Raw genomic sequence first — 11,987 nt, forward strand, 5'->3', positions numbered from 1 at the left:
GATGGCCACCGCACAGCGCGTGAACAACAACCAGGACGAGGCGAAGCTCGCCGCTCAGCTCCAGCGGTGGGCCGAGGGCAAGGCGACGCTGCGCGACGTGCGCGGCTACACCGACGAGGAGCTCTACGCCATCGCCAAGACGGCCTACGTCTTCTTCTACCAGGGCCGCATCGCCGAGGCGCGCACCCTCTTCCAGGGGCTCTACGCCGTCAACCCGGCGGACGGCTACTTCGCCAAGGCGCTCGGCGTGGTGGAGATGGCCGCGGGCAACGCCCAGGGCGCCCTGGCCGCCTACGACGTCGCCCTCAAGCTGGATGGCCGTGACGCCCAGGCCTACGTGGGCCGCGCCGAGGTCCGGCTGTCGCTCGGGCAGCGCTCCCAGGCGGTGGAGGATCTGCGCCGCGTGGCCTCCCTGCTCCCCGAGCGGGAGCCCCTGGCCCAGAAGGCCGCCGCGATCCTCAGCGGACTGCTCCATCGTTGAGTGGCCCGAATATTGCGCTGTGGGAAGTAAATTCCCGGGCGGCAAGCTTGATCGGTTAGTTCATTTCTTCCTAGTATGACCCCTGACTTCCCCAGGGAAGTCTCATTCCCCCCCCTTGAAGAGGCCTGTTCATGGCGAAAGGCAAGTCGAAGTCAGAGTACGCGGTCCCGGTCGAGCCGCCCGAGCTGGTGGCGAAGCGGGATCGGCTTCTGGCTGCGCTCGAGAAGCAGGCCAGTACGGCCAAGGGGACGGCGCAACCCGTGATGCGCAAGATGTACGAGCTGCTCGCCAACACCAAGGTGGGCGCGCCGTTCAGCATGAACCTCTACGTGGACGTGAAGAACGCCTTCGTGCGCTTCATGAAGGATCCCGTCCTTCCGCCTCCGCCCATCATCATGGAGTGCGTGGAGTTCATGCAGGAGCGGCTCGTCACGGTGGGCTTCTCCGGGCAGATGGAGTGGCCCGAGGGGGCGCCGCCGGTGCCCGCGGCCTTCTCCAAGGTGAACCTCGCCGAGGGGGTTCCCACGAAGTCGGCCGGGGCTGCGAAGTCGGCTCCCGCGCCCAAGCGGGCCCGGGGTGCCCAGGATGGCTTCGAGAGCCCCCCTCGCCGGGCGCCCGTCGTCGCTCAGCTGGACGGGCATGTCCCCGAGCCCATCACGCCCAAGACCGAGACCCAGCAGCTCGATTCCTTCAAGACGTGGATTCAGAGCCCTGATCTCGGGAAGACGAAGGGTTAGCCTTCCCCAAGAGTTCCCGGTGGCCCCGGGAAAAGCCGGAGGAAATCAGCAGGAAACTCCGGAGCGCATGGGCCGATAATCAGTTTGTAGGCAGTTTGCTTCGCCCCCCCGATTTCGGCCCCGACAGAGGGCCTTGAGGAGAACACCATGGGTTCCTTGATGGGTATTGTCGGCAACGCGCAGGGTGGTATCGGTGGTCTGTCCGCGGCGCAGAACCAGATGCTCGCGAACGCCCCCGCCGAGATGAAGCCCTTCCTCGAGGCCCAGATGAAGATGCAGAAGGAGCAGGAACTTCTCCAGCTCATCACCCAGATGATGAAGCAGATGCACGAGATGGCGATGTCCGTCATCAAGAACATCGGCGGGTAGTCTCTTCTCCATCAAGCGAGCTTCTAGAACCGGCCTCGTATGGCCCTCCCGTCAGGGAGGCTCCATACGGGGCCGGTTCTTTTTTCGTGCCTGGGGTCCGTGCCGGCTTCTTCCGGTGGTGCCGCCCTCGTGATCCCAGGTGCCCGAGAAATGGGTGGGGAAAATCAGCAGGAAACTCCGGAGCGCATGGGCCGATAATCAGTTTGTAAGCTGTTTGTTTCCCCCCCGATTTCGGCCCCGACAGAGGGCCTTGAGGAGAACACCATGGGTTCCTTGATGGGTATTGTCGGCAACGCGCAGGGTGGTATCGGTGGTCTGTCCGCGGCGCAGAACCAGATGCTCGCGAACGCCCCCGCCGAGATGAAGCCCTTCCTCGAGGCCCAGATGAAGATGCAGAAGGAGCAGGAACTTCTCCAGCTCATCACCCAGATGATGAAGCAGATGCACGAGATGGCGATGTCCGTCATCAAGAACATCGGCGGGTAGTCGCTCCTCCAGCAAGCGTTCGTTCGGAACCGGCCTCGTATGGCTCTCCCTTCAGGGGGAATCCATACGGGGCCGGTTTCGTTTCGTTTCCCCTGTGGCCTGCCGTGGGGGGACTCCGTCGGAGCTTCGTTCCCAGGGGTGCTCAGGGGTTCCCGAAACTTTTGGAAATCACCTTTAAATGCACCGGAAACTTGGGCCCTCAGATTCCGATAATCTGTTTGTAGGGTCGCTGTCGGTCCCCCATCAAACAACTCAGCCCCCAGCGGGCTGGAGGATAAAATCCATGTCTTCCATCAAGGACATCAGCAACGTTGCTCGTGGTGTCATGACGGCTCTGCCCCAGCAGCAGAATGTGTTGTCCGCAGCGCAGGCGCTGCAGACGGCCCAGGGGTTGCTCAATGAGCTGGGGTCGCAACTGGCCGGCATCGGCCAGGGGACGACCACCACCACGACGACCACGACGACCACCACCACGACGACCACGAGCACCACGGCGACGGGTGCGGCGGGCGCGCCTGGCTCGGCGGATCAGCTCTTCCCCCCCAACCGCTCGATCATGGACATCTTCAACGCGGTGGTGGGGACGGGTGGGGCGAGCACCCCGTCGCGTCCTTCTCCGACCGACTCGAGCCATCCCTCGGGCAGCCTGAAGACGAGCTCCAACGGCGTCATCACCACCCCCGGCGGCTACAAGATCGAGGCGACGAGCCAGCACGAGTGGAAGATCACCGGTCCGGACGGCAAGTCGACGCGCGTGTGGGGTGACCCGCACGTGGACGAGGGTGACGGCGGCAAGTGGGACTTCAAGCGCGACAGCACCTTCGTGCTCGGCGATGGCACCCGCATCAACGTCTCCACCGTGCCCGCGGACAACAACATGACCGTGACCGGCGGCCTGGAGATCATCTCCGGCAACGACCGGGTGAAGGTCACGGACATCGACAAGGGCAAGGGCAAGGTCGGCAACGTCACCCAGGACGGCTACGCGCACGCCAACAGCTTCGGCGGCAAGGACGTGTTCGTCATGGGCAAGGAGACCGACGACTGGTCCTTCCAGGGCAAGGAGGTCATCGGCAGCAACAACGGCGGTGAGTCCTTCAAGCTCGGCAACGAGCTCAAGCCCGGCGCCGCCACCCCCAATGGCAACACCGGCATCGTGCCGCCCAAGGCCGGCAACACCTACTTCGACAAGCTCAGCAACCTCTTCGGCCAGCTGTCGCGCGTGTTCGAGACGCTCAGCAAGCTCACCAAGCAGCTGCAGAACCGCAACCCGTTCGAGTCGCAGCGCCCGACCCCCCGTCCGCTGCCCTGGCTGCAGAACCGCCAGAACCAGCTGCAGACCAGCTTCGAGGACATCGGCCGCATGATGGATCGCATGATGGCCCTGGAGCAGCTGCGCGCCAGCGTCAGCCAGTTCCGCCCGCGTTACTAATTCGACGTCCTCACGCTAGACTCGCAAGGCGGGAAAGTCCTCGAGGCTTCTCCCGCCTTCTTTTTTCTCCCCATCTTCTCCCCACGGTTACTTCCATGACCAATTCCCAGCAGAAGCCCGCGTCCAAAACGCTCGCCATTCCCGCGGAGGCGGGGGAGCGACTCGTCCTGGGAGAAATTTCCCCGGCGGAGTTCCTCGGCATTCCCCGGGAGCGCCTCTATGAGATCGCCACCCGCGGCCACGAGCTGCTCGTCACGGGCAAGCTCAAGGATGCCCTGGAGATCTTCAAGGGGCTCGTGGCGGCCTCGCCCCATGACAGCGTCTTCCACTGCAACCTGGCGGCGGTCTACGCCCATCTCGAGCAGTACCCCGAGGCCATGGAGGAGTACACCCGGGCGATCGAGCTCAACATCGGCAACGTGGATGCGCTGGTGGGGCGCAGCGAGCTGTTCCTGCGCGAGAACCGGCTCGTCGAGGCCCTCCAGGACATCAAGTCCGTGCTGAAGTACGACCCCGAGGGTAAGCGCGAGAACACCCGGCGCGCGCGCGCCACCCTGGCGTCGCTGCAGAGCGCGGCGGCGGAGTCTTCCAAGTCTTAGTCGTTCCGCCCGTCTGGAGGAGGGGCCACTCTCCCTCCTCCCGGAGTTCCCGCGGGGCTACTGGCGCCGGTAGACGGTCGCGAGCGCCGTGCCCCAGTCGGTGCGCATCACCTTCATCTTCACGAAGGCGAACGCCGGGGACTTGATGGTCTGCCCCGCCAGGACGACCCGCGCGCCGGGGCGCAGCTCCTCGAGCTTGTGGGTGAGCTGCTCCATCGTCTCCTGCGGGTAGCACGTGCCGTGCGCGAACAACACGTCGGCGGCCGAGAGATCCTGCTCGAGGAAGTCCCCGTCGATGAACTCGATGCGCTGCTGGGCGTACTCGGCGGGCAGGTGGGGCCGCACCTCGGCGTCATAGCGGGCGAGCACCTTTCGCGCCGCGTCTCCCAGTCCCGGCAGCAGCTCGATGCCCACCACCCGGCTGAAGGGGAAGGTGAGTGCCGCCAGCAGGGTGGCCTTGCCCGTTCCCGAGCCGAGATCGATGAAGACCTCTCCGGGTCTGGGCGCGGCCTCGTTGAGCACGTCGTGGAAGGCCAGGGGGACCACCTCGCCATAGGTGGTTCCCGCTTCCTGCAGGCCCGTGCGTTCCTTCTCGTGCCGGGCGATGTCGTAGCCGGAGAAACCAGAGTAGAGCTGCTCGAAGATCTCCTGGGCGCGTGCGATGTCCATGGGCGCCATCCTAGACCGCCGGGCCAGCTCGTCGAGGAGGCTTCCGCCCGTTCGCGCGAGCGTAGTATGGTCCCTGTCGCCTGACTGACCGGACTCCACCCACCATGGCGAACTCCGACTCCCCGAAACCCGACCTGCTCGTGAATGCCATGCAGGCCTTCCTTCTGTACGAACAGGGGAGGTACGACGAGGCCCGTGTCCTCTTCGAGGAACTGGCGGAGCGGGATGCGTCGGAGGGGTATTACCGCACGGCGCTCGGGGCCATCTGCCTGGCGATGGATGGCTTCGACAAGGCGCTGGAGTATTTCAACCAGGCGCTGCAGCTCAACCCCGAGGACACGGCCGCGCTCATCAACCGCGGCGAGGTGCACCTGCGGCTGGGCAACACGCTGGAGGCGGCGCGCGACTTCTCTCGCGTGGTGGAGCTGGATCCCGAGAACCAGGATCCCCTCACCGAGCGGGCGCGGGTGCTGGCCGACGCGGCGTGGCAGAGCGCGGAAGATGCCCAGAGGGATCTGGGAGAGGTCCAGGAAGGGTAGGGCCTCGCCTCACGCTCGTCCGCTCCGGGACGGGCCGAGCATGACGAGCCCCTGGTGGGGGGGGAGGCTTGGGAAAGGGCCGGGGTCTCGCTAGTATCGCGGGCCGCATGTCCGCCCAGAGCAACGGCTTTCTCTCCAAGTACTCCGACATCGTCCTCGCGATCGTGGTGGTGGCCATCATCGGGATGTTGATCGTCCCGATGCCCACGCTGTTGTTGGACGTCCTGCTCACCCTGAACATCAGCATCTCCGTGGTGCTGTTGCTCATCTCCCTGTACGTGCCGCAGGCGCTGCGGCTGTCGGTGTTCCCCACCCTGTTGCTCATCACCACGATGTTCCGGCTGGCGCTCACCGTCTCCACGACGCGCCTCATCCTGCTGACGGGTGACCCGGGAGAAGTGGTCGAGGCGTTCGGCCACTTCGTGGTCCAGGGCAACATGGTCGTGGGTCTGGTCATCTTCGTCATCCTCGTCATCGTGAACTTCATCGTCATCTCGAAGGGCAGCGAGCGCGTGGCGGAAGTGGCCGCGCGCTTCACCCTCGACGCGATGCCCGGCAAGCAGATGTCCATCGACGCGGACATGCGCGCGGGTTCCATCGACCAGGACGAGGGCAAGCGCAAGCGCCGCGACCTGGAGCGGGAGAGCCAGCTGTTCGGCGCCATGGACGGCGCGATGAAGTTCGTCAAGGGCGACGCCATCGCCAGCATCATCATCACCGTCATCAACATCGTGGGCGGCCTCGTCATCGGCGTGATGCAGAAGGGCATGGACGTGGGGAGCGCGGCGGCCAAGTACACGCTGCTCACCATCGGTGACGGTCTGGTCGGAATGATTCCCGCCATCCTCATCTCCACCTGCGCCGGTATCATCGTGACGCGCGTGGGCGGCGACGAGGAGGGCCAGCACCTCGGCCATGACGTGGGCAGCCAGCTCACCGCCTACCCCAAGGCCATCGCCATCGCCGCCGCCATGTTGTGCGTGCTCGGCCTCATCCCGGGTCTGCCCAAGATTCCCTTCTTCATCCTCGGTGGGCTCGCCGGCTACGCCTCCTGGACCATGCTGAAGAAGGAGAAGGCGGTGGCGGCGGGCGAGGACACCGGCGGCATGGCGCTCGCGGGAGAGACGGCCGCTGGAGAGACGCCGGCCGCCGTCGAGCCCGCGCCCAAGGAGCCCATCAACCCGGACTCCGAGCTCTTCATCCCCGTCGTCACCCCCATCGTGCTGGAGGTGTCCGACGCGCTGGTGCCCTACGTGGACTCGCGCCAGGACAACGGCAAGTTCCTCTTCGAGCTCATCCCCTTCATGCGCGATGGTCTCTTCGTGGAACTGGGCGTGCGCTTCCCCGGCGTGCGCGCCCGCGGCAACCCGAACCTGTCGCCCGGCGCCTACCAGATTCAAATCAACGAGGTGCCCGTGGTGACGGGCCAGGCCACCATCGGCCACGTGCTCGTCAATGACACGGTGGAGCGCCTCAAGCTCATGAGCATCCAGGGCTTCGAGGCCATCAACCCCGCCACCCGTCAGCCGGCGGCGTGGGTGCCCGAGGAGCACAAGGAGACGCTGGAGGCCGCGGGGCTCACCACCTGGGACGTGCCCGGCTACATCATCCTCCACCTGGCGGCCGTGCTGCGCCGTCAGGCGCGCGAGTTCATCGGCGTGCAGGAAACGCAGTCCATGTTGGATCAGCTCGAGAAGGCCTTCCCCGCCATCGTCAAGGAGGTGGTGCCCAAGGTCATCAACGTGCTCAAGCTCACCGACATCCTCGCCCGGCTCGTGGAGGAGGAGATCTCCGTGCGCGACATGCGCAGCATCCTCCAGTCGCTCGCCGAGTTCGGCCAGGTGGAAGCCGACAACGTGATGCTCACCGAGCACGTGCGCGCGAGCCTGCGGCGCTACGTGTCCCACAAGTTCGCGCGCGGCACCGGCACCCTCGTGGTCTACCTGTTGGATCCGCAGATCGAGGAGGCCATCCGCAACTCCATCAAGCGCACCTCCGCGGGCACCCACCTGGCCCTGGAGCCGGACATCGCCCAGGAAATCGTCCAGGCCGTCAAGGCCGAGTGCGGACACCTGCCGCCCAGCGCCCAGCGTCCCATCATCCTCACCGCGATGGACATCCGGCGCTACGTGCGCAAGCTGCTCGAGTACGAGTTCAACCCGCCCTTCTCCGTCGTCAGCTTCCAGGAGCTGTCCCCGGACCTCAACATCCAGCCCGTGGCCCGTATCTCCACGCGCTGAGTGTCCCCGGCGGGGGGCCGCCTCGCGCGAGGCGAGCCCCTGTCCCGGCCGCCTCGCTCGGAGCAGTCCCCGGGCGGTACGTCAGGCGACCATCAGGACGATCAGCACGCCCAGCGCCACCACGCCGAACAGGCCCAGCACCATCACCGGGATGTAGCGCTTCATGCCCTGCTCGGGCGGCGCGCTCTCCTCCACGGCGGCCTGCTCCTCGGCGGCTTCCTCCTCGGGGGCGGGGGGCTCCTCTTGCGCGGGCTGCTCCTCCGCCTCGGGCTCCGAGGGCTCCTCTTGCGCGGGCTGCTCCTCCTCCGCGGCTGCTTCCGGCTCCTCGGGAGCCGGCTCGGGCTCGGGCTCCGGAGGCGGCTCCTCCTTCTTCTCCACGACGGGGGCGCGCTTGCGCGGCGTGGGCAGGACCGGCGTCTCGCTGGTGGACTCTCCCGGACCCGCGGCCACGTCCTCCAGCAGCGGCTCGGGCTGCTCCTCGGGCGCCTCGGACTGGCAGACGTAGACGAAGCGGACGCCTCCCACCTCGAGCTCGTCCCCGTCGCGCAGCAGCTTGCGCGACACGCGCTTGCGGTTGATCTTGATGCCGTTGCGGCTGCCCAGGTCCTCCACGTGCGTGCCGGACCAGTCGCGCCGCACCTTCACGTGCCGGCGGGAGATGAGATCGTCGCGGAAGATGACGTCCGCGGAGTCGTCCCGGCCGATGACGAACTCCTTCGCGTCGGCGATCTCCAGGCGCTCACCCGCGCGCGGGCCGTTCATCACGCGCAGGTAGCGCTCCTCGCTGCCGGCGAGGCCCCGCATCACGTCCTTCACCATGTTGCGGGCGACGAAGGACGTCTTCTGCGAGTCCACGTCGTGCGGCAGTTCCGTCACCTTGTCGAAGCGCACGTCGAACTGGGCGATGGCGATGACGTCGCCATTGCGCAACAGCCGCTTCTCGCCCTTGGGCAGCGGCTTGCCATTGACCTGGGTGCCGAAGGCGCTGCCGAGATCCTCCAGGAAGAAGAGGTTGCCCTCCTGGGTGATGCGGGCGTGGTTGCGCGACACGGCCTGCTGGGCCAACACCACCTGGCAGGACTTGTCCCGTCCCAGGGTGATGACGGGCTCGTCGAGGACGTGCTCGGTGGCCTTGCCACCGGCTTCACTGCTCTGCTTGACCGTAAGCCTGACACTCATCGCAGCGGGGGACGGGAAGGGCGAGGATGGGGAGCGCGGAGGCTAGTAGGACTGCGCGCTGAGGAACTTCTCGCACGTCTGCATCTCGGCGGGAAACTCGTCCAGCGCCCCATACTTGAGGAAGTTCTTGCAGGCAATCTCCGCCGACTGGCGCTTCTGGCCCTCGGAGTAGAGCTGGAACAGGCCGTAGTGACAGGGGGCGAACTTGCCGTCCAGCTTCAGACAGTCCTTGTAGGCGCGCTCCTCCTCGGAGAGCAGCCCCTGGCTCTTGTACTTGCGCGCCAGCTCGAAGAGCGCACTCGGAGTGTTCTCCGCCCGCTGCGTGTCCCGGAACTCCTTGAGGGCCGAGTCCGTCAGGGCCGCCTTGCGCTGGGCGATGCTCAGGTTGTTGAGGCACTGCGAGTGCTCGTTCTGGAGCGCCACGCAACTGCCGAAGGACTGCCGGGCCTCCTCGAAGCGGCTGAGCTCCATGAGGACGGCGCCCAGGTCGTTCCACCAGTCCGGATTGAGGCTGGGGGCGAGCTGCACTGCCATGCCCATCTCCTCCACGGCCTTGGTCTTGTCGTCCATCTGGTAGTAGACGACCCCCAGGTCGTGGTGCACCTGGGCCACGTTGGGATCCACCGCCAGCAGGGTGAGGAAGACCTTCTCCGCCTTCTCCAGCTTCTTCATGTTGAGGAAGGTGAGCCCCAGGTTGTAGCGGGCCTCGATGTAGTCCGGGTTCACCTTGAGCGCGCGCTGGAAGCTGTCGTGCGCCTTCCCGTAGTCACCCGCGTCCAGGTAGATCTTCCCCAGGTTCATGTGCGCGGAGGCTTGGTCCTGGTTGTAGCGGATGGCCTTGATGAACCACTCCTTGGCCTGCTTCTTGTTCTCCATGCACATGGCGATGAGGCCCTTGTTGGTCCACAGGTCCGCGTACTGGGGAGCGAACTCGAGGCCCAGGTCACAGTAGACCTCCGCCTGCTTGCAGTTGCCCTTGTCGAGCTCCTTCACGCACAGCTCGTTGTTGATGAGCGCGCGGTCCGACGGCGGCGGGGTGTTGATGCACCCGGAGACGAGGAACAGCGGCAGGGCGAGCATGGGGCGGAGAGAACGCATGGCGGCGGGAGTGTAGGAGACGCGCCCCCAGGGGATCAACGTCCACTCCCCGATGACGCGAACCTCGCGGATTCATGGGTGGGGCGGTGAGGGGGGGACGCTACAGTACGCGCCCATGCGCTCGCTTCTCCTGTCCCTCGCCCTGCTGGCCGCCCTCTTCGCGGCGGCTCCCGCACACGCCCAGTTCGCCAACCGCAGCCTGGGCCTGTCGGCGGGCTACATGAACTTCAACAACACGCAGAGTCTCTCCGAGACCTTCTTCATCGGCTTCGACGCCAGCCTCTACATCGAGAGCGGCTTCGAGGTGGTGTCCCTCACCAAGCTCACCTTCCCCTACGATCCCATCAGCGGGCAGCGCGTGGTGGGCATCGCTCCGTCGCTGGGCGTGCGCTACCTCTTCCTGGAGGAGTCCATCCGCCCCTATCTCGGCGCGGACCTGAGCTACCTGCACGTCTTCAAGCCGGCGGGAGACTCCAACTACGTCGGCCTGGGGCCCAACGCGGGCCTGGACTTCTTCGTCTCCGACTCCATCAGCCTGGGCGTCCGGGCCCAGTACAACTTCTACCTGGCGCTCAACGAGCGGGTGCAGACCTCGCTCATCCTCTCCGGGGGCACGGCCGTCCACTTCTAGGCGGCCACCGCGCGCCCTCGTCCCGTGGGGGCGCTCCCCGGAGCGGGCAGCAGGGCCGCGGCGACCAGCAGGGTCCACTTCTCGTCCGAGAGGTGGGCCGGCTTCTCCATGGCCAGCAGCTCCTGGAGTTTCGCGCCGAGCACGGAGAAGAGCCGCAGGCGCGCTTCCATGCTCAGCTCCTCGCGCCGCAGCACCGCCGAGAGCACCGCTTCACGCGCCTCGGTGCCCAGACGCTTCACCCGCGAGACGAACAGCGGATCCGCCAGGAGCCCCTGGCCGGCCGGGACGCCAATGGCCAAGGGCAGCTTGAGCCGGCGCTCGCGCACCACCAGTGTGCCCGCCAGCATGTCCCCCAGCCGTTGGTGCGAGCCGGACAGCAGCGCCGTCACCCCTCCCACCAGGTAGAACAGGGGCAGCCGGTCCACGGGCCGCGCCAGATTGCGCAGTGCGGCATGGTGGAAGCCGATGCGCACCCCGCTGCGCTGGATGACGCGCAGGCCGAAGAGCTTCTTGCCCACCGTCTGCCCGCTCCAGAGCGTCTCCAGGGTGATGCCGTAGCCCCAGTCCACCAGGAAGTAGAGGACGATGCCCAGGGCGCTGGCGAAGCCGGGGAACGCCGCCATCCCCATGCTCAACCCCACGAGCAGCACGCTCGTGCCCACCATCACCAGCACCGCGTCCACCAGCCACGCGAGGAAGCGCGAGTAGAGGCCCGCGAGCGTGAAGCGGAACTCCACGTACTCGGGTGTGAGCACGGTATGGATGCCGTCGAGGAGGGGGGCGGGCGCGTCCGTCACGCCCCCGAGGCTACCGCACGCGCTAGGGAGCCTGGAACTGCGCCTTGCCGTCGAAGGTCTTGTTGTCGCCCACCCCGGCCAGGGTGTCCTCCAGCGTCTGGCCGCCCAGCGCCGTCACCCGGAGCTTGAGCTCGCCCGAGCCCAGGCCCTTGTCGGCCACGAAGTAGTTGTAGTCCGCCCGGGGCAGCGACACCCAGGCGCCGTTCTTCCAGGCCTCGAGCTTCGTCACGGGCACCAGGTGGTTGCGCACCTGGATGGCCGTCCACCAGGGGTTGCTGCCGTCCTTGAAGTGGTAGCGGATGGGACCCGGCGTGTTGCATGTCACCATGCGCCAGCGCACCGGCACCCGGCCATCCACCGGGTTGGCGATCTTCGCGAACGCCGAGCGGCTGAGATCCAGGTGCCCCTTGTCGGGGCAGTCCGGGCACGAGTCCACGATGCGCACGCGCAGGGTGCCCAGCGGTCCCTCCACCTCCGCGCACGCTCCGCACATGGCGCTCTTCTGGTACTGGCCGATGTTGATCGCCGCCACGTCCAGATCGTTCGGGCTCGCGTCGAAGCTGCAATTGCCCGCGCCCGTCGCGTCATAGAAGGTGATGAGTCCGTTCTGGTACTCGCCCAGGGGCAGGAGCGGGCCGCTGGAGCTCGTGTCGCCACAGCCCGCCAACAGGAACAACAGGGGGGCCGCGAGCCAACGGCCAGCAACGAGTCTCTCGGTGTGCATGCTGGA

14 protein-coding genes are annotated in these 11,987 nt (G+C 66.6%); 9 read left to right on the forward strand and 5 right to left on the reverse strand.

Translation table 11 applies throughout. The features are described 5' to 3' along the window. The first annotated feature begins 1 nt into the window (after position 1). The 6 genes from F0U63_RS13055 to F0U63_RS13080 all read left to right on the forward strand — a co-directional run bounded on the left by F0U63_RS13055 (position 2) and on the right by F0U63_RS13080 (position 4,104). A complete protein-coding gene (locus tag F0U63_RS13055) occupies positions 2-481 on the forward strand; it encodes a tetratricopeptide repeat protein (RefSeq protein ID WP_395846220.1) in 480 nt (159 codons plus the stop codon). A 131-nt stretch (positions 482-612) separates the two neighbouring features. Then, complete coding sequence (locus F0U63_RS13060; protein WP_395846221.1) at positions 613-1,218, forward strand: hypothetical protein; 606 nt, start codon at positions 613-615, stop codon at positions 1,216-1,218. A 147-nt stretch (positions 1,219-1,365) separates the two neighbouring features. Further along, entirely contained in the window at positions 1,366-1,587 is a 222-nt protein-coding gene (locus tag F0U63_RS13065; protein ID WP_020918478.1) for a hypothetical protein, read from the forward strand. Between the two features lie 264 nt (positions 1,588-1,851). Then, on the forward strand, positions 1,852-2,073 hold the full coding sequence (locus F0U63_RS13070; protein ID WP_020918478.1) for a hypothetical protein: 222 nt from the start codon (positions 1,852-1,854) through the stop codon (positions 2,071-2,073). Between the two features lie 283 nt (positions 2,074-2,356). Beyond that, the gene (locus tag F0U63_RS13075; protein WP_395846222.1) at positions 2,357-3,505 is read left to right on the forward strand and encodes a DUF1521 domain-containing protein; all 1,149 of its coding nucleotides are present in this window, start codon (positions 2,357-2,359) and stop codon (positions 3,503-3,505) included. Positions 3,506-3,600: 95 nt separating this feature from the next. Then, positions 3,601-4,104 (forward strand): tetratricopeptide repeat protein, encoded by a 504-nt coding sequence (locus F0U63_RS13080; protein ID WP_395846223.1) that lies wholly within the window; start codon positions 3,601-3,603, stop codon positions 4,102-4,104. A 57-nt stretch (positions 4,105-4,161) separates the two neighbouring features. Here F0U63_RS13080 and F0U63_RS13085 read toward each other — a convergent pair whose 3' ends face one another. Further along, positions 4,162-4,773 (reverse strand): SAM-dependent methyltransferase, encoded by a 612-nt coding sequence (locus tag F0U63_RS13085; protein WP_395846224.1) that lies wholly within the window; start codon positions 4,771-4,773, stop codon positions 4,162-4,164. 104 nt (positions 4,774-4,877) lie between these two features. Between F0U63_RS13085 and F0U63_RS13090 the strand changes: the two genes are divergently transcribed. Both F0U63_RS13090 and sctV read left to right on the forward strand, forming a co-directional pair. Further along, on the forward strand, positions 4,878-5,312 hold the full coding sequence (locus tag F0U63_RS13090; protein WP_395846225.1) for a tetratricopeptide repeat protein: 435 nt from the start codon (positions 4,878-4,880) through the stop codon (positions 5,310-5,312). Positions 5,313-5,419: 107 nt separating this feature from the next. Next, positions 5,420-7,552: a type III secretion system export apparatus subunit SctV gene (gene sctV / locus F0U63_RS13095; protein ID WP_395846226.1), complete on the forward strand. Its 2,133-nt coding sequence runs from the start codon at positions 5,420-5,422 to the stop codon at positions 7,550-7,552. An 81-nt stretch (positions 7,553-7,633) separates the two neighbouring features. Here the strand turns inward: sctV and F0U63_RS13100 are convergent, their stop codons facing one another. Continuing rightward, positions 7,634-8,731, reverse strand: coding sequence for an FHA domain-containing protein (locus F0U63_RS13100; RefSeq protein WP_395846227.1), 1,098 nt, complete (start codon positions 8,729-8,731; stop codon positions 7,634-7,636). 42 nt (positions 8,732-8,773) lie between these two features. Next, entirely contained in the window at positions 8,774-9,829 is a 1,056-nt protein-coding gene (locus F0U63_RS13105) for a tetratricopeptide repeat protein (RefSeq protein ID WP_395846228.1), read from the reverse strand. 115 nt (positions 9,830-9,944) lie between these two features. Between F0U63_RS13105 and F0U63_RS13110 the strand changes: the two genes are divergently transcribed. Continuing rightward, positions 9,945-10,460 carry an outer membrane beta-barrel protein gene (locus tag F0U63_RS13110; protein ID WP_395846229.1) on the forward strand — a complete coding sequence of 172 codons (516 nt, stop codon included), beginning with the start codon at positions 9,945-9,947 and terminating at the stop codon, positions 10,458-10,460. Here the strand turns inward: F0U63_RS13110 and F0U63_RS13115 are convergent. Both F0U63_RS13115 and F0U63_RS13120 read right to left on the reverse strand, forming a co-directional pair. Further along, on the reverse strand, positions 10,457-11,257 hold the full coding sequence (locus F0U63_RS13115; protein WP_395846230.1) for an RDD family protein: 801 nt from the start codon (positions 11,255-11,257) through the stop codon (positions 10,457-10,459). The genes F0U63_RS13110 and F0U63_RS13115 overlap by 4 nt on opposite strands. A gap of 22 nt (positions 11,258-11,279) precedes the next feature. After that, complete coding sequence (locus F0U63_RS13120) at positions 11,280-11,981, reverse strand: expansin EXLX1 family cellulose-binding protein (protein ID WP_395846231.1); 702 nt, start codon at positions 11,979-11,981, stop codon at positions 11,280-11,282. Between the last annotated feature and the right edge of the window lie 6 nt (positions 11,982-11,987).

It is taken from the genome of Cystobacter fuscus (genome assembly GCF_044360685.1).
Taxonomy (GTDB): Bacteria; Myxococcota; Myxococcia; order Myxococcales; family Myxococcaceae; genus Cystobacter; species Cystobacter fuscus_C.

Coding starts and splice junctions, on each gene's coding strand:
- F0U63_RS13055 (WP_395846220.1), top strand. CDS start 2: ATGGCCACCGCACAGCGCGTGAACAACAACCAGGACGAGGCGAAGCTC.
- F0U63_RS13060 (WP_395846221.1), top strand. CDS start 613: ATGGCGAAAGGCAAGTCGAAGTCAGAGTACGCGGTCCCGGTCGAGCCG.
- F0U63_RS13065 (WP_020918478.1), top strand. CDS start 1,366: ATGGGTTCCTTGATGGGTATTGTCGGCAACGCGCAGGGTGGTATCGGT.
- F0U63_RS13070 (WP_020918478.1), top strand. CDS start 1,852: ATGGGTTCCTTGATGGGTATTGTCGGCAACGCGCAGGGTGGTATCGGT.
- F0U63_RS13075 (WP_395846222.1), top strand. CDS start 2,357: ATGTCTTCCATCAAGGACATCAGCAACGTTGCTCGTGGTGTCATGACG.
- F0U63_RS13080 (WP_395846223.1), top strand. CDS start 3,601: ATGACCAATTCCCAGCAGAAGCCCGCGTCCAAAACGCTCGCCATTCCC.
- F0U63_RS13085 (WP_395846224.1), bottom strand. CDS start 4,773: ATGGACATCGCACGCGCCCAGGAGATCTTCGAGCAGCTCTACTCTGGT.
- F0U63_RS13090 (WP_395846225.1), top strand. CDS start 4,878: ATGGCGAACTCCGACTCCCCGAAACCCGACCTGCTCGTGAATGCCATG.
- sctV (WP_395846226.1), top strand. CDS start 5,420: ATGTCCGCCCAGAGCAACGGCTTTCTCTCCAAGTACTCCGACATCGTC.
- F0U63_RS13100 (WP_395846227.1), bottom strand. CDS start 8,731: ATGAGTGTCAGGCTTACGGTCAAGCAGAGCAGTGAAGCCGGTGGCAAG.
- F0U63_RS13105 (WP_395846228.1), bottom strand. CDS start 9,829: ATGCGTTCTCTCCGCCCCATGCTCGCCCTGCCGCTGTTCCTCGTCTCC.
- F0U63_RS13110 (WP_395846229.1), top strand. CDS start 9,945: ATGCGCTCGCTTCTCCTGTCCCTCGCCCTGCTGGCCGCCCTCTTCGCG.
- F0U63_RS13120 (WP_395846231.1), bottom strand. CDS start 11,981: ATGCACACCGAGAGACTCGTTGCTGGCCGTTGGCTCGCGGCCCCCCTG.